Source organism: Marinobacter sp. P4B1 (genome assembly GCF_001447135.1).
Taxonomy (GTDB): domain Bacteria; phylum Pseudomonadota; class Gammaproteobacteria; order Pseudomonadales; family Oleiphilaceae; genus Marinobacter; species Marinobacter vinifirmus.
Genome location: NZ_LLXM01000015.1, coordinates 629,218 through 644,403, shown reverse-complemented (window position 1 = coordinate 644,403; position 15,186 = coordinate 629,218). Strand labels below are relative to the sequence as shown.

At 60.9% G+C, this 15,186-nt stretch carries 13 protein-coding genes; 6 read left to right on the top strand and 7 right to left on the bottom strand.

The genetic code is table 11. From position 1 onward, the window contains the following. The first annotated feature begins 55 nt into the window (after positions 1–55). The gene (locus tag AQ621_RS14615; RefSeq protein WP_227508350.1) at positions 56–637 is read left to right on the top strand and encodes an ankyrin repeat domain-containing protein; all 582 of its coding nucleotides are present in this window, start codon (positions 56–58) and stop codon (positions 635–637) included. A gap of 15 nt (positions 638–652) precedes the next feature. Here AQ621_RS14615 and AQ621_RS14610 read toward each other — a convergent pair whose 3' ends face one another. Then, complete coding sequence (locus AQ621_RS14610; RefSeq protein ID WP_058342025.1) at positions 653–1,756, bottom strand: enoyl-CoA hydratase/isomerase family protein; 1,104 nt, start codon at positions 1,754–1,756, stop codon at positions 653–655. Positions 1,757–1,986: 230 nt separating this feature from the next. On the opposite strand from AQ621_RS14610, the gene AQ621_RS14605 reads away from it, so the two are divergent. Then, positions 1,987–2,319 (top strand): c-type cytochrome, encoded by a 333-nt coding sequence (locus AQ621_RS14605; RefSeq protein WP_022988539.1) that lies wholly within the window; start codon positions 1,987–1,989, stop codon positions 2,317–2,319. A 20-nt stretch (positions 2,320–2,339) separates the two neighbouring features. On the opposite strand, the gene ppnN is transcribed toward AQ621_RS14605, so the two are convergent. Next, entirely contained in the window at positions 2,340–3,722 is a 1,383-nt protein-coding gene (ppnN, locus tag AQ621_RS14600; RefSeq protein WP_058342024.1) for a nucleotide 5'-monophosphate nucleosidase PpnN, read from the bottom strand. Positions 3,723–3,843: 121 nt separating this feature from the next. Between ppnN and thiI the strand changes: the two genes are divergently transcribed. Beyond that, entirely contained in the window at positions 3,844–5,298 is a 1,455-nt protein-coding gene (gene thiI / locus AQ621_RS14595) for a tRNA uracil 4-sulfurtransferase ThiI (protein ID WP_058342023.1), read from the top strand. Here the strand turns inward: thiI and AQ621_RS14590 are convergent. Continuing rightward, entirely contained in the window at positions 5,295–6,308 is a 1,014-nt protein-coding gene (locus tag AQ621_RS14590; RefSeq protein ID WP_058342022.1) for a histone deacetylase family protein, read from the bottom strand. The genes thiI and AQ621_RS14590 overlap by 4 nt on opposite strands. Positions 6,309–6,476: 168 nt before the next feature. On the opposite strand from AQ621_RS14590, the gene AQ621_RS14585 reads away from it, so the two are divergent. Together AQ621_RS14585 and uvrD are read left to right on the top strand one after the other, a co-directional pair. Beyond that, on the top strand, positions 6,477–7,925 hold the full coding sequence (locus AQ621_RS14585; protein ID WP_058342021.1) for an NAD-dependent succinate-semialdehyde dehydrogenase: 1,449 nt from the start codon (positions 6,477–6,479) through the stop codon (positions 7,923–7,925). Between the two features lie 296 nt (positions 7,926–8,221). Beyond that, complete coding sequence (uvrD, locus tag AQ621_RS14580; protein WP_058342020.1) at positions 8,222–10,387, top strand: DNA helicase II; 2,166 nt, start codon at positions 8,222–8,224, stop codon at positions 10,385–10,387. Between the two features lie 400 nt (positions 10,388–10,787). On the opposite strand, the gene AQ621_RS14575 is transcribed toward uvrD, so the two are convergent. From AQ621_RS14575 to arsH, 4 genes are all read right to left on the bottom strand, one after another. After that, positions 10,788–11,585, bottom strand: coding sequence for an undecaprenyl-diphosphate phosphatase (locus AQ621_RS14575; protein WP_058342019.1), 798 nt, complete (start codon positions 11,583–11,585; stop codon positions 10,788–10,790). A gap of 101 nt (positions 11,586–11,686) precedes the next feature. Further along, positions 11,687–12,883 (bottom strand): chromate efflux transporter, encoded by a 1,197-nt coding sequence (chrA, locus tag AQ621_RS14570; RefSeq protein ID WP_058342018.1) that lies wholly within the window; start codon positions 12,881–12,883, stop codon positions 11,687–11,689. A 25-nt stretch (positions 12,884–12,908) separates the two neighbouring features. Beyond that, the gene (gene arsB / locus AQ621_RS14565) at positions 12,909–13,979 is read right to left on the bottom strand and encodes an ACR3 family arsenite efflux transporter (RefSeq protein WP_058342017.1); all 1,071 of its coding nucleotides are present in this window, start codon (positions 13,977–13,979) and stop codon (positions 12,909–12,911) included. Between the two features lie 9 nt (positions 13,980–13,988). Further along, positions 13,989–14,705 carry an arsenical resistance protein ArsH gene (gene arsH / locus AQ621_RS14560; protein WP_058342016.1) on the bottom strand — a complete coding sequence of 239 codons (717 nt, stop codon included), beginning with the start codon at positions 14,703–14,705 and terminating at the stop codon, positions 13,989–13,991. 90 nt (positions 14,706–14,795) lie between these two features. Here arsH and AQ621_RS14555 point away from each other — a divergent pair, with 90 nt between their 5' ends. Then, on the top strand, positions 14,796–15,152 hold the full coding sequence (locus AQ621_RS14555; RefSeq protein ID WP_058342015.1) for a metalloregulator ArsR/SmtB family transcription factor: 357 nt from the start codon (positions 14,796–14,798) through the stop codon (positions 15,150–15,152). Positions 15,153–15,186 lie beyond the last annotated feature (34 nt).

Sequence of the window (15,186 nt, the reverse complement as noted above, 5' to 3'; positions counted from 1 at the left end):
AATTATCACCACCCGGCCCGCAAAATAGCTGAAAAAATCAAACAAGAGAGTACGAATGATGAGCAGGGATGCGGGCAGTCGCTTTCATTTTGTGGTTTTGGTGGTGCTGTCGTTGCTGGCTGGTTGCAGCAGTACGGGCGAGGTAGGCGATACCGGGGCAACCGGCGCGGATTTGCTGGCAGCGGTTGCGGCCAATGAAGACCGGGCGGTGCTGGATATGCTGTCGCAGGGCGTGGACCCGGACCCCAGGGCAGGTTCTTCCAAAACCCCGCTGATGCTGGCAGCGGCGGAGGGTAACCGGCGTATTGTCCGCTTGTTGCTGGCGGCCGGTGCCGATGTGAACAGCGAAGACAACAGCGGTTACACGCCGGTGATCCATGCGGCGGAAAACGGGCATTTGTCGGTGGTTCGCGCCTTGTTGGCGGCGGGAGCCAACGTCAATGTCAGCCAGGGCGGCGAATCCCTGCTGATGAAAGTGGTGGAAGCCGGCGACCTGCTGACCGCCGAGATGCTGCTGGCCGCTGGTGCTGATGTGCACTACCGGCGCACCGATGGTACCACGGCCCTCGACATTGCCCGGGCCCGCAATAACCAGGACCTGGAAATGCTGCTGGTGCAGGCGGGCGCTGCCCGCTGATTCCCTGGCCCGGTGTCAGTCCAGCTGCATCGGGTCGTTCAGGTCGTCCCACACCGGCTCGAAATGCCGTTCAATCACTTCTTCCGGTACGTCCCTGGTGGATTTGAACGACCACACCGGCGTTTTATCTTTATCTACCAGCACTGCCCGGATGCCTTCGGCGAGGTCGGGGCGGCGGGTGCATTCCAGTGCCATGGCCAGTTCCATCCGGAAAATATCCTTCAGTGACATCTGCTGACCCTTGCGCAGCTGGTGCCAGACCAGCCAGGCGGTCACCGGGCAGCCATTCTTCAGGTTTTCCGCACAGCTTTGCCACCAGGGGTCGTCAATGTCGGCGGCGAGTATCTGTTCGATGATGGCGGGCAGCTCGGTGCCTGCGGTCAGCCGGGCGATGGTCTGTTCGTGCCGCTCCAGGTGGCCCGGCGCCAGGCTCCGGTAATCCAGCGCTTCCACCTGGTTCAGCAGGCGGAACAGCCGGTTGTCATCGGCGGCGGCCTCGCCGGTCCAGCGCTCATCCTGCAGGCGGGCCAGCAGGGTTTCGATCTGGCCGGCATCAATCACCAGGTCTGCCAGCCCCACCCGCAGGGTGTCGGCCACGTTCAGGCGGGCCCCGGTCAGCCCCATAAACAGCCCGAGGCGCCCCGGCAGACGGTTCAGGAACCAGCTGGCACCGACATCCGGGAACAGGCCGATGCTGATTTCCGGCATGGCCAGGGTGACATCGGGTGTGACCAGCCGGTAGCGGCAGGCCGACAGCAGGCCCAGGCCGCCCCCCATCACAATGCCCCGGGCCAGGCCCACCACCGGCTTCGGGAAACGGTGCAGGCTGTAGTCAAGCCGGTACTCCCGGGTGAAGAAGCGTTCCGGGGCAGATGTGTCACCTTCGCCTTTCAGGGCCTGGTAAAGGTTGCGGATGTTACCGCCGGCACAGAAGGCCCGTTCGCCACTGCCTTGCAACACCACCATGCAGATGCGGTCGTCTGTGGCCCAGCGATCCAGGGTTTCCTGGGCCTGGTTGACCATGTCCTCGGTCAGGGCGTTGAGGGTCTGGGCTGCATTCAGGGTAAGCAGACCGATGTGGCCCTGGCGGCAGGCGAGTTCCTGAACCTCTACAGACATGTGGCGTGATCTCCGGTGTGCAGGTGATTTTGTTAATTAATGTATTTTTGCGGTTTGTTCGTACTGTCCTATAGTCAGCACGAGAGTAAAACAGCACTATGGTCGCACGAATGTCCTTGACCTATCACATTTGAGGCCTTGGATGGCTGTGCTATAAAGAAAGTCTGACTTACGGTCCGGTTGATAAAAAACTGAATTGTAAACGTAAAAACGATGAGAGGATGAACTCTATGAACCTGAAACACTTCGCAGTTGCTGGTCTGTTCGCACTGGGTGCTGCTGCGCCTGCCGCTTCCATGGCAGCCGATGCCGAAGCCGGTAAGGCCAAGGCTGGCGTTTGTGCCGCGTGCCACGGCCAGAACGGTATCTCCCAGGTGCCCATTTACCCGAACCTGGCAGGCCAGAAAGAGCAGTACCTGGTTGCTGCCCTGAAAGCCTACAAGGCTGGTCAGCGTCAGGGTGGCCAGGCTCCGGTCATGCAGGGCCAGGCAACTGCCCTGAGCGATGAAGACATCGCCAACCTGGCGGCTTACTACGCAAGCCTGCCGGCTGGCGGCAAGTAATTGCCCGGCAGTGGTGCGGCTCAGGCCGCACCACTGACAATACGGTAACTGGGCCGATAAGCGGATGATCCTGGCAGTTTCATCCGGTTCTGGGCAATAAACTGCTCCAGCATGGCCTCAAGGGGTTTGATCAGCGTCGGGTCTCCGGCAATTTCAAACGGTCCCTTTTCCTGAATCTGCCGAATTCCGCTTTCCTTCACATTTCCCGCCACGATACCGCTGAACGCCTTGCGCAGATTCGCCGCAATCAGGTGTGACGGTTGATCCCTGTGTAATTCCAGCGCCCGCATGTTGCTGTGGTTGGGCTCGAACGGTAACTGGAACACCGGGTCGATCTTCAGCATCCAGTTGAAGTAGTAGGCATCCTGCATGGCGCGGCGGAAGGTCTCCACATCCTTGATGCCCTGCTTCATGGTCTGGGCTACCCGTACCGGGTCATCAATGATGATGTCGTACTTGCTGGCGGCTTCGTCGCCCAGGGCATTGCGGATGAACTTGTCGATCATCTCGAAGTATTCCGCATTTTCCCGGCGGCCGGTAAACACCACCGGGAAGGGCAGGTCGGCGTTGTCCGGGTGTAGCAGAATACCCAGAAGATACAGAATCTCTTCGGCCGTACCCACGCCACCGGGGAAAACGATCACCCCGTGGCCGCAGCGCACAAAGGCTTCCAGCCGCTTTTCGATATCCGGCATGATCACCAGTTCGTTGACAATCGGGTTGGGCGCTTCCGCCCCGATGATGCCCGGTTCGGTTATACCAATGTAACGACCGTTCTTGATCCGCTGCTTGGCGTGGGCAATGGTCGCGCCTTTCATGGGGCCTTTCATGGCACCGGGGCCGCAGCCGGTGCAGATGCTCATTCCCCGAAGCCCCAGCTGGTGCCCCACTTCCTTGCTGTACTGGTACTCGTCATGGCTGATGGAATGGCCACCCCAGCACACCACCATGTCGGGCTGGCGGCCGGGCTCCAGGGCCCGGGCATTGCGCAGGATATGGAACACCAGGTTGGTAATGTCTTCCGGATTATCCTTGCGGAAGCCGGAGACGGTGTCTGGCAGCGAGTGGCTGTAGACAATATCCCGCAACACCGAGAACAGGTGTTCCCTGATGGCCCGCAGCATTTCGCCGTCAACAAAGGCGTGCGCCGGGGCATTGATCAGCTCCAGCTTCAGGCCCCGGGGCTGGGGAACCAGCCGCACATCGAAATCGCCGTGGGCTTCCATCAGTTCCTTGCAGTCGTCGGTTTCCATGCCGGTATTCAGCACCGCCAGGGCGCATTGCCTGAACAATCGGTACAAACCCCCTTCACTCTTGTCCTTGAGCCGGTTTACCTCGTGGGTGGAGAGAATTTCGAGGCTGCCCTCCGGAGAGACCAGGGCATTCATGGTGGGTTCGGTCATCGGTGTTGGAACTCCTGCTGTTTCGGCAATGACGGATTTTGAGCCACTCAGGCGAAAGGGTACACTAAGCGCTTTCCGCCTTTTACGCTACCCGACGTTCCTCCGATCAAAGTCCTTTTTTATGAAATTACTGATTCGTCCCGCCGCTGAAGTGGCCATCAAAAGCAAACCCGTTCGCCAGCAGCAAATGCGTCAGTTGCGGCAGAATATCCGGAAACTCCTGGCTCGCTTGGATGCCGACATCCGGGTGGATGGCAGCTGGGACCGGGTAGATGTGGACGTGCCCGAAGGCCGGGGCCTGACCGGCGCGGTGATTGATGAACTTACCCGCATTTCCGGCATTTCCACCATCCAGGAAATCGCGGTTTACCCGTTTGTGGACCTGGACGACGTGGGCGCCAAGGCTGTACAGGCCTTTGCTGGTCGACTGAAAGGCAAAACCTTTGCGGTGCGTGCACGGCGCCATGGCCAGCATGATTTCCGTTCGATTGACCTGGAGCGACTGGTCGGCGGCGCGCTGATGCAAGCCTCCGAGGCCCGTGGGGTCGATCTGAAAAATCCGGAAGTGGAAGTGCGCATCGAAGTGAACGATGACCAGTTCCACATTGCCCATCGCCGTCACGAGGGCCTGGGCGGCTATCCGCTGGGTACCGTGGAAACCGTGATGACATTGATCTCCGGTGGCTACGATTCGTCGGTAGCGGCTTACCTGATGATGCGCCGCGGTATCCGCAGCCATTTCCTGTTCTTCAACCTTGGCGGCACCGCCCATGAGGTTGGCGTGCGCCAGGTGGTGCACTACCTGTGGCAGCGTTACGGCGCGTCCCATAATGTGAAGTTTATCTCGGTACCTTTCGAGGGTGTGGTGGCCGAAATCATGCGTTCGGTAAACCATCGCCACTGGGGCGTGGTGCTCAAGCGCATGATGCTGAAAGCCGCTGCCGAAATTGCCCGGGATTACACCGCCACCGGCCTGGTGATGGGCGATGCCGTGGCCCAGGTGTCGAGCCAGACCCTGACCAACCTGAACGTGGTCGATCGCGCCAGCGATGAAGTGGTGCTGCGCCCGCTGATTGCCATGGACAAACAGGAAATCATCCGCATTGCCCGGGACATCGGCACCGAGCCCTTCGCCCGCAACATGCCGGAATACTGTGGCGTGATTTCCAGCAAGCCGGTCACCCGCGCCAAGCTGCACCGGGTGGAGGAAGAAGAGACCCACATGGACCCGCAAGTGCTGGCCAGCGCCATCGCCAACAGCGAGCACACCAAGGTGAGCGAACTGCTCGACAGCGTGGTGACTCCGGAAGAGGTGGAACTGGTACAGACCCCGGCGGTAGACGATGTGATCATCGACGTGCGCCACCCTTCCGAGGAAGAGCGGGCGCCGCTGACACTTACGAACAACGAGATCCTGAAGATCCCGTTCTATGAGCTCAACCAGCAGGTGCCGGGGCTACCGGCAGGCCGTCAGTACCTGTTGTACTGTGACCGGGGCACCATGAGCCGCATGCACGCCGGTCACCTGAAGGCGGAAGGCCTTAACAACGTGAAGGTTTACGCTCCGGGCGCCTAGCCTTCCAGCCCCCTGAAGAACTGCTGGACGTTCTCGCTGAGGGCGTCCAGGTCATATCCCCCCTCCTGTACGATCAGCGTCGGCAGCCCCAGCTGACGGATGTGGGTGCTGAGCCGGCAGAAGCCCTCGGATGACACCGACACCTTGGCCTGCGGGTCGTTTTTGTAGATATCGAAGCCCAGCGGCAGGATCAGCACATCGGGCTGGTACAGCCGCACGGCCGCCAGTGCTTCCTCCACGCGGGCAAAGAAATCCTCCTCGCTGGAGCCGTGGGGCATGGGCAGGTTGATGTTGTAACCGTAGCCTTCGCCTTCGCCGCGCTCGTCCTCGAAGCCGCTCACCACCGGGTAGAAGTTGGTGGGGTCGCCATGGATAGAGATATACAGCACATCGCTGCGATTGTAGAAGATTTCCTGGATACCCTGGCCGTGGTGCATGTCGGTGTCCAGGATCACCGTGCGCGGGAACCGGCTTTTCAGGTGTTCGGCGGCAATGGCCGCATTATTCAGGTAGCAGAATCCCCCGGCGGCATCTTTGCGAGCGTGGTGGCCGGGCGGGCGGCACACGGCATAGGCGTAGCGCTCGCCGGCAATCAGCGCATCGGCCGCCCCGAGAGCGGTCTGGGCCGACCAGTAGGCGGCCTTCCAGGTATTCTCGCCAATCGGACAACTGCCATCGGCCAGGTAACAGGCTGCTTCCGCCAGGACACCCCGCAGGGCATTCGGGGAACGCACGAAGATGTTGGACATCACCTCGTCGCCCCAGTCTTCCATCTCCATCCAGCGCCGGTGGGCGGACTCCAGGAACCGAAGATAACCCAGGTCATGCACCTTCGAGATTGGCGCCGCACCCTGGTCGGCAGGCTGGAACACCGGAATGCCCAGCGCTTTCAGGCCTTCCACCATCTGGCCGGTACGATCCGGCACCTCCTGGGGCTGGCGCATCTGGCCCCGGGTGAAATACGTCTTCGGGATGTGCAGATCCTGTGACGGATGGAAAAATGCTTTCATGTCCGGCCTCCTTGATTCACTCCCTCGAGTATAGGCAGAGACCGGGATGGGTCAAAAAATCCCCGCTGACTTTACAGGCCGGCCCCCAGCTACCACTATGAAGGCAGAACCCGAACCCCGGATCCCGGCCCGCAACCGGGCGTGATCAGGCACAGAAAAGGAGTCGAGATGATCGAATCACCACTGTTGCAGAATCTTACCGGCTACATTGGCGGGCGCTGGACAGACAGCGCCGGTGGCAGCACCTTTGATGTCTACAATCCGGCCACGGGCGAGGTGATTGCCAAAGTGCCTTCGATGCCGGAGCACGACATACTGGATGCGGTTGAAGCCGGCAAGCAGGCCCTGCGGCTGACCAACCCCTATCCCCTTGAAACCCGCCGCAAATGGCTGGAAGACATCCGCGATGCCCTGAAGGACAACCGCGAGGAAATCGGCCGCATCCTGTGCATGGAACACGGCAAGCCCTGGAAAGAAGGCCAGGGCGAAGTGGACTACGCCGCCGGCTTCTTCGATTACTGCGCCAAACATATCCAGGCGCTGGATGCCCACACCATTCCGGAAAAGCCGAAAGACTGCACCTGGACGGTTCACTACCGCCCCATCGGCGTCACCGGCCTGATTGTGCCCTGGAACTTCCCCATCGGCATGATCGCCAAGAAACTCTCGGCAGCCCTGGCGGCCGGCTGCCCCTCGGTCATCAAACCGGCCAGTGAAACCCCGCTGACCATGATTGCCTTCTTCAGCATCATGGACAAGCTCGGCCTGCCCGATGGCATGGTCAACCTGGTGATGGGCAAGGCCAGCGTCATAGGCAAGGTGCTGTGTGAACACAAAGACGTACCCATGCTCAGCTTCACTGGCTCCACCGAAGTGGGCCGAAAACTGATCGTCGACACCGCCGAGCAGGTGAAAAAGCTGTCCCTGGAACTGGGTGGCAACGCCCCGTATATCGTCTTCGACGACGCCGACCTGGACGCCGCCGCCGACAACCTGATCGCCAACAAATTCCGTGGTGGCGGCCAGACCTGCGTGTGCGCCAACCGCATCTTCGTCCATGAAAAAGTGGCCGACGCCTTCGGCGAAAAACTCGCCGAGCGAGTGAATAAAATGACCGTCGGCGACGGCATGAACGATGGCGTCGACATCGGCCCGCTGGTCAACCAAGCCGGCTTCGACAAGGTCAAACGCCACCTGGAGGATGCCCTGGCCAAAGGCGGCAAACTGGTTGCCGGCAAGCAGCCGGATGAGTTGGGTGAAGGCCTGTTCTTCCCGCCCACAGTGGTGCAGGGCGTTGACCGCAATATGGCCTGCTACCAGGAAGAAACCTTCGGCCCGCTGGTGCCCATGGCCCTGTTCCGCACCGAAGAGGAAGTCATCGAAGCCGGCAACGACACCGAATTCGGCCTGGCCTCCTACGTCTTCACCGCCGATGCCGAGCGTGCCCAGCGAGTCGCCGCCGGCCTGCGTTTCGGCCACGTAGGCTGGAACACCGGCACCGGGCCTACTCCGGAAGCGCCGTTTGGTGGCATGAAAGCGTCCGGTATTGGCCGCGAAGGTGGCTTGGAAGGCTTGTTCGAGTTTGTGGAAGCGCAGACGGTTCCACGAGGCTTCTAAAGCTCTGAGCCCTCATCTCCTGGAGTTGTCGCACGGGGGAGGTGCCCCTTCGTTGCCAGACAGCGCAGGAACGGGGACTTCTTCCCAGGACTGTCTGTGGCCATGGATGGCCACAGTCAAGCGCACAGGGATGTGCTCGTAGCGTGTCCTGGGAAGAAGTCCCCGTTCCTGTGCGTTAACTCCAAAGATCCTGAGCGTTAACTCCAAAAGAGCGGCGCCAATCCCTGCCCGACAAACCTGCTTTTCTCCTGTTATACTCTCAGGCCTGTTTATTTAACCAGTAAAAGCCAGGTGCTATGGACGTTTCCCACATTATTGACCCCCTGAACGATGCCCAGCGCGAGGCCGTTACCGCCCAGAACGACCACCTGCTGGTACTGGCCGGCGCGGGCAGTGGCAAAACGCGGGTGCTGGTGCACCGGATTGCCTGGCTGATGACTGTGGATCGGGTGCCGCCGACCGGCATCCTGGCGGTGACCTTTACCAACAAAGCCGCCAAGGAAATGCGCTACCGCATCGAAGAAATGATGAACATCCCCTCCCGGGGACTGTGGTTCGGCACCTTCCACGGCATCGCCCACCGCTTGCTGCGCTCGCACTGGAAAGACGCCGGCCTGCCGGAGAATTTCCAGGTGCTCGACAGCGACGACCAGCTGCGCATGGTCAAGCGGGTGATGCGCGAGTTCCAGATTGATGAAAGCCAGTGGCCGCCGAAACAGGCCCAGTGGTTTATCAACAGCCAGAAAGACGAAGGCCTGCGGGCGGACCATATCCAGGAAAACCCCGGTGACCACTTCACCAGCACCATGCTGAAAATCTACCGCCAGTACGAAAAACTCTGCCAGCAGGGCGGCCTGGTGGACTTTGGCGAACTGCTGCTGCGCTCCCACGAGCTGTGGCTGCACCGGCCGGAGCTACTGAGTCACTACCAGCAGCGCTTCCAGCACATCCTGGTGGACGAGTTCCAGGACACCAACACCATCCAATACGCCTGGCTTCAGGTACTGGCCAGCAACCGCGTGCCGCTGACCGTGGTCGGGGATGACGACCAGTCCATCTACGGCTGGCGTGGTGCCAAGATCGAAAACATCCAGCAGTACCAGCGGGACTTCCCGAACGCCCGCCTGGTGCGGCTGGAGCAGAACTACCGCTCCACCCAGATGATCCTGAAGGCGGCCAACGCGGTGATCGCCAATAACCAGGGCCGCCTCGGTAAAGAGCTGTGGACCGACGGCCCCGAAGGCGAACCGATCAGCCTGTACGCGGCCTTTAACGAACAGGACGAAGCCAATTACATCGCTGACTCCATCACCGCCTGGGTCAACGACGGCAACCTGCGCAGCGAATCCGCCATCCTGTACCGCTCCAACGCCCAGTCCCGGGTGCTGGAAGAAGCCCTGATGCGCCAGGGCATTCCCTACCGGGTGTATGGTGGCCTGCGGTTCTACGACCGCCAGGAAATCCGCAACGCCCTCGCCTACCTGCGCCTGGTGCAGTACCACCGTGATGATGCCGCCTTCGAACGGGTGGTGAACATCCCGACCCGCGGCATCGGCGCCAAGAGCCTGGCGGAGCTACGTGAATACGCCACAGAGCAGGGCATTTCCCTGTGGGAATCTGCCGAACGCCTGCTGGCAGCAGGGCAGGTGAAAGGCCGGGCGAAAACCGGGCTGCAGTCGTTTATGGAAATCATCAACGGCCTGTCTGCAATGGTGTGCGAAGCCTCATTGCAGGGGCTGATGAAGCAGGCCATCGAAGCCAGTGGCCTGAAGGACTACCACGCCAGCGAAAAAGGCGAGAAAGGTCAGGCAAGGGTAGAGAACCTGGAAGAGCTGGTAAATGCGCTGTCCGATTTCGAGGTGGAAGACGGCGTCGACCCGCTGGCAGAATTCATCGCCCAGGCGGCACTGGATGCCGGCGAAGCCCAGGCCGATGCCCATGAAGACAGCGTGCAGCTGATGACCCTGCACTCCGCCAAGGGCCTGGAATTCCCGCTGGTGTTCCTGGCGGGCGTGGAAGAAGGTTTGTTCCCCCACAGCATGTCGCTGGAAGAGCCGGGGCGTATGGAAGAAGAGCGCCGTCTGGCCTACGTAGGCATTACCCGTGCCATGAAAAAGCTGGTGCTCACTTACGCCGAATCCCGCCGCTTGTACGGGCAGGAAAAATTCCACGCGCTGTCCCGCTTCGTTCGGGAGATTCCGGGTGACTGCCTGCAGGAAGTACGGTTACGCAATACGGTGACCCGGCCGGCGATGGTGTCCCGCCCCAATGAGAGCATGTTCAGTCAGGATTCGGCGCAGCAATCGGGTTTCAGTCTGGGGCAGCGGGTGCGTCATCCGAAGTTCGGCGAGGGTATCGTAATGAACTCCGAGGGCACCGGGCACCACACCCGGGTGCAGGTAAACTTCGACGAGGGCGCCAAGTGGCTGGTGCTGGCCTATGCGCCGTTGGAGGCCTGCTGAGCTTGGTTGCAGGCATCTTGTAGCCTGATGGTTTTGGCGATGGCATGGGTGTGGGGTAGTCTTTCCAAAAAGCGCTCGAGCCGTCCATGGGCGCTTGTGTTCCGCCATCCATGGCTCCACAAATTTTTGGAAAGACTACCCCACACCCATGCTTCGTCATTCTGAGAATCCGAAACGGAAAAGCTTAGGAAGAAGTAGGTTGTTGTTTAGAAGTATTGGGAACTCGTTGTGGTGTCTGGGGCAGGTATCGGGAAGGGCTGTCCAAAAATGTGCGGAGCCATGGATGGCGGAGCAGAAGCGCCACATGGATGTGCCGCCAGGAGCGGTTTTTGGACAGCCCTTCCCGATACCTGCCTGACTCCGAAGTCCTGGCCCGGAGCCGAAAACTCCCAAACCGCGATTACATCAGAACCGCGTAAATCACCCCGGCCAGAATAATCCGGTAGAGAACATACGGCCACATGCCCACTTTGTTGAGCCACTTCAGGAAGAAGTGGATGGCGGTGATGGCCATCAGGAACGACGTTACGCCGCCAATCAGGAAGCCATTCCAGTCTACGATCACATCGGATGATGCCACTTCCAGCAGCTTCACCGCAGACGCCAGCACGATAATCGGAATCGCCAGCAGGAACGAAAACCGCGAGGCGGTTTCCCGCGTCATGCCCAGGAACAGGCCGGCGGTGATGGTGACGCCGGAGCGGGAGGTGCCGGGGACCAGGGCCATGGCCTGGGCGATGCCGACGACGACGGCGTCTTTCCAGTTCAGCGAATCCATGGTGCGCTGGCGTTTCGGCAGCCAGTCGGCAATGCCAAGCAGGATGCCGAACACCAGGGTGGTGAAGAAGATCACTGAGGCGCCGCGCAGTTCGTTGTCGATCATGTCGAGCAGGGCCAGGCCAGCGAGGCCGGCGGGAATGGTGCCGATGACCAGGTACCAGGCCAGGGCGCCCTGGCCGACGATTCTGCGCTGGCCAATGGAAATCAGGCCGTCCCGGGCGATGCCGAAGACATCCCGACGGAAGTAAAGCACCACGGCCAGCAGCGTGCCCACATGCACCGACAGGTCAAAGCCTACGCCCTGGTCTTCCCAGCCAAAGAAGGCAGGTGTCAGTATCAGGTGGGCGGAGCTGGATATGGGCAGGAATTCGGTCAGTCCCTGGAGGAGGCCAAGGAAAAGGGCCTGGTAAACATCCATTCTTTTAATTCCGGTCGGTGGTGCTGATTAACGGGTTTGGCGCGCTCAGAAAACGAGCGGGATATTAGCAGGGTGACTGCCGGCTGAACAGGCGCGGCAGGTTACGCACCCAGCAGCACGCCGCCGGCGGCCATCACGATCACCACGCCCCAGGCCGGGAGTTTCCATACGCTTAGCAGCATAAACCCGGTCAGGCCAAGGGCGAATTCGCCGGGGCCGACGATGGCGCTGGTGAATACCGGCTGGTACAGCGCGGCACCGAGAATGCCCACCACAGCCGCGTTGGCGCCGCGCATCAGGGCCTGGGCGCGGTGCCAGCGGCGGAAGTTGTTCCAGTGCGGCAGTACCGCCATCAGGATCAGCATGCCGGGCAGGAAAATGGCCAGCAGGGCCAGCGCGGCCCAGATAATTGGTGCAGAGGGCCCCATCACGGCACCCAGATAGGCGGCAAAGGTAAACAGCGGGCCGGGGATGGCCTGGGCGGCGCCGTAGCCGGCGAGGAATTCATCGGCGGTTACCCGGCCGGTCTGTACCACTTCCGCTTCCAGCAGCGGCAGCATCACGTGGCCACCGCCGAAGACCAGGGCCCCGGCGCGGTAGAAGCCATCAAGCATATCCAGCAGGGTGGAGGGCGCGAGCCATGCCAGCAGGGGCAGGCCGACCAGCAGGAATACATACAAAACAGCCGTCAGCCGGCCGGTGCCCGCTGACACCGAGATGCCGGAATGTCCGGCCGCACCGTCGTCGGCAGCGCGGCACAGCACCAGGCCCCCAAGGGCTCCGACCACAATCGCGGAAACCTGCCCGGCAGTACCGCCCACAAACACCACCAGCAGAACCGCTGCCAGGGCGATACCGGCCCGCTGCTGATCCGGGCACAGTGAGCGCGCCATGCCCAACACGGCGTGGGCTACTACGGCTACAGCGGCCACTTTCAAGCCATGGATAATGCCCTGGCTGACCGCACCATCCAGCAGGCTGGCGCTCAGGGCAAAGGCCACCAGGATGATGGCCGAGGGCAGGGTGAATGCGGTCGAGGCGGCAGCAGCACCCCAGCCGCCACCGCGCTGCAGGCCAAGGGCAAACCCCACCTGGCTGCTGGCGGGCCCGGGCAGGAACTGGCACAGGGCGACCAGATCTGCATAGTCCTGCTCTGACAGCCAGCGGCGCCGGGCCACAAACTCATTACGGAAATAACCCAGATGGGCCGCCGGGCCGCCAAAGGAGGTCAGGCCCAGGGCCAGGAAGGCCAGGAAAATTTCCCGAATTCGTGCAACTGACACCGGGCCAGGGGCCATATTCACTCCCAAAGACAATCTCTGATCAGGCCGGGAACTTGTCCCGGGTGTTATTGGCTATGCGCACCAGCATCAGCATCAACGGCACTTCCACCAGTACGCCCACCACCGTGGCCAGCGCCGCCCCGGATTGCAGGCCGAACAGGGCGATGGCGGCAGCCACGGCCAGTTCAAAGAAGTTGCTGGCACCGATCATGGCACCGGGTGCGGCGATGCAATGGCGCACCTTCCACAGCCTGGCCCATCCGTAAGCGAGCAGGAAGATGAACACCGTCTGGATAATCAGCGGCACCGCAATCAGCAGTATATGCAACGGATTTTGCAGAATGACTTCACCCTGAAAGGCAAACAGCAAGACCAGGGTGACGATCAGCGCCGCCGGTGTCACCGGGCCGAGGCGCTTCATGAACACGTCATCGTACCACTGCTCGCCGTGGCGGGCAATAAGAGCGCGGCGGGTCAGGTAGCCGGCAGTGAGCGGAATCACGATGTACAGCACCACCGACAGAATCACCGTATCCCAGGGTACCTGGATGTCGGAAATGCCCAGCAGGAACACCACAATCGGCGCAAAGGCGAACAGCATGATGATGTCGTTCAGGGACACCTGCACCAGGGTGTAGGCCGCATCGCCTTTGGTCAGATAGCTCCAGACAAACACCATCGCCGTGCAGGGGGCGGCGCCCAGCAGAATGGCACCGGCCAGGTATTCGCTGGCCAGTTGCGGAGCGATCCAGGGCTCGAATACCACCATCAGGAAGAACCAGGCAATGGCGAACATGGTAAAGGGCTTGATCAGCCAGTTCACGATGGTGGTGATGGCGAGGCCCTTGGGCTCCTTGCGCACCCCGACCACAGCGCTGAAATCAATCTGCGCCATCATCGGAAAAATCATCGCCCAGATCAGGATGGCGATGGGGATGGATACCTGGGCGTATTCGAAGCGGGACAGGGTCTCGGGGATTGAGGGGGCGAGCTGCCCGAGGGCTACACCGGCCACAATGGCCAGCGCCACCCACACGGACAGGTAACGCCCGAACAGGTCCATTCCGCCGTCAGTGGCTTCAACCGTGTTTACATCGCTGTTACGGCTCATTGCACATCCTTAAATGGAACGTTGGTTCACACGCTTCGACAGTTCTTCGGCGCTTTCCTTGCGTTCGGAATAGCGGTCGGTCAGGTAATCGCTGCGGTCCCGCACCAGCAGGGTGAACTTTACCAGCTCCTCCATGACATCCACGATACGGTCGTAGTAGGCCGAAGGCTTCATCCGGTCGTTGTCGTCAAATTCCATGAACGCCTTGGGTACGGACGACTGGTTCGGGATGGTCACCATGCGCATCCAGCGGCCCAGCACCCGCAACTGGTTGACTGCGTTGAATGACTGGGAGCCGCCGCACACCTGCATCACCGCCAGGGTTTTGCCCTGAGTCGGCCGAACGGCGCCCATGGACAGGGGAATCCAGTCGATCTGGGTTTTCATTATGCCGGTCATGGCGCCGTGGCGTTCCGGTGAGCACCACACCATGCCCTCGCTCCACTGCACCAGCTCCCGCAGCTCCTGAACCTTCGGGTGGGAGGCATCTTCGGCATCGGCCAGGGGCAGGCCGCGGGGATTAAAGATGCGGGTTTCCGCACCGATGGCTTCCAGCAGGCGGGCGGCTTCTTCCACCGCCAGGCGGCTGAACGAGCGCTCGCGCAGGGAGCCGTACAGCAGCAGAATCCGGGCGGGATGTTCTGAGGCCGGGGCCTGGAACACCTTCGATGCAGTGGGAACGTTGAACAGCTCAGCTTTAATATTGGGAAGATCCGCGGTTGGCATGTTGATCGTCGATCCTTTACGTCATCACTGTGTCACACTAATATGCGAAAAACTGCATATTCGAATAAGCGTATATATTGGTCGGTAAATATGAAAGGTCAAGCCCATTACAATCCGGTGACTGTGTTCAAGGCATTGGGAGATGAACTCCGGCTGGCAGCCACGCTGCTGATCTACCGCCATGGCGAGCTGTGTGTGTGTGAACTGATGGCGGCCTTTGAAGCGCCCCAGCCAAAAGTCAGCCGGCACCTGGCCTCCCTGCGGGAGGCCGGCCTGCTGGAAACAGAGCGCCGAGGCCAATGGGTCTATTATTACCTTCATCCGCATCTGCCAGACTGGGTAGTGCGGGTTCTGGAGGGAACCGCCCGGAACAATTTGGCACTGATCGGGCAGCCCCTGGCCAGGTTGCAGGCCATGGCAGACCGCCCGGCGGTGCAGTGCCCCTGATCACGAATTTACAAGGATTGCGAACCTCGCAAGG

Coding starts and splice junctions, on each gene's coding strand:
- AQ621_RS14615 (WP_227508350.1), top strand. CDS start 56: ATGATGAGCAGGGATGCGGGCAGTCGCTTTCATTTTGTGGTTTTGGTG.
- AQ621_RS14610 (WP_058342025.1), bottom strand. CDS start 1,756: ATGTCTGTAGAGGTTCAGGAACTCGCCTGCCGCCAGGGCCACATCGGT.
- AQ621_RS14605 (WP_022988539.1), top strand. CDS start 1,987: ATGAACCTGAAACACTTCGCAGTTGCTGGTCTGTTCGCACTGGGTGCT.
- ppnN (WP_058342024.1), bottom strand. CDS start 3,722: ATGACCGAACCCACCATGAATGCCCTGGTCTCTCCGGAGGGCAGCCTC.
- thiI (WP_058342023.1), top strand. CDS start 3,844: ATGAAATTACTGATTCGTCCCGCCGCTGAAGTGGCCATCAAAAGCAAA.
- AQ621_RS14590 (WP_058342022.1), bottom strand. CDS start 6,308: ATGAAAGCATTTTTCCATCCGTCACAGGATCTGCACATCCCGAAGACG.
- AQ621_RS14585 (WP_058342021.1), top strand. CDS start 6,477: ATGATCGAATCACCACTGTTGCAGAATCTTACCGGCTACATTGGCGGG.
- uvrD (WP_058342020.1), top strand. CDS start 8,222: ATGGACGTTTCCCACATTATTGACCCCCTGAACGATGCCCAGCGCGAG.
- AQ621_RS14575 (WP_058342019.1), bottom strand. CDS start 11,585: ATGGATGTTTACCAGGCCCTTTTCCTTGGCCTCCTCCAGGGACTGACC.
- chrA (WP_058342018.1), bottom strand. CDS start 12,883: ATGGCCCCTGGCCCGGTGTCAGTTGCACGAATTCGGGAAATTTTCCTG.
- arsB (WP_058342017.1), bottom strand. CDS start 13,979: ATGAGCCGTAACAGCGATGTAAACACGGTTGAAGCCACTGACGGCGGA.
- arsH (WP_058342016.1), bottom strand. CDS start 14,705: ATGCCAACCGCGGATCTTCCCAATATTAAAGCTGAGCTGTTCAACGTT.
- AQ621_RS14555 (WP_058342015.1), top strand. CDS start 14,796: ATGAAAGGTCAAGCCCATTACAATCCGGTGACTGTGTTCAAGGCATTG.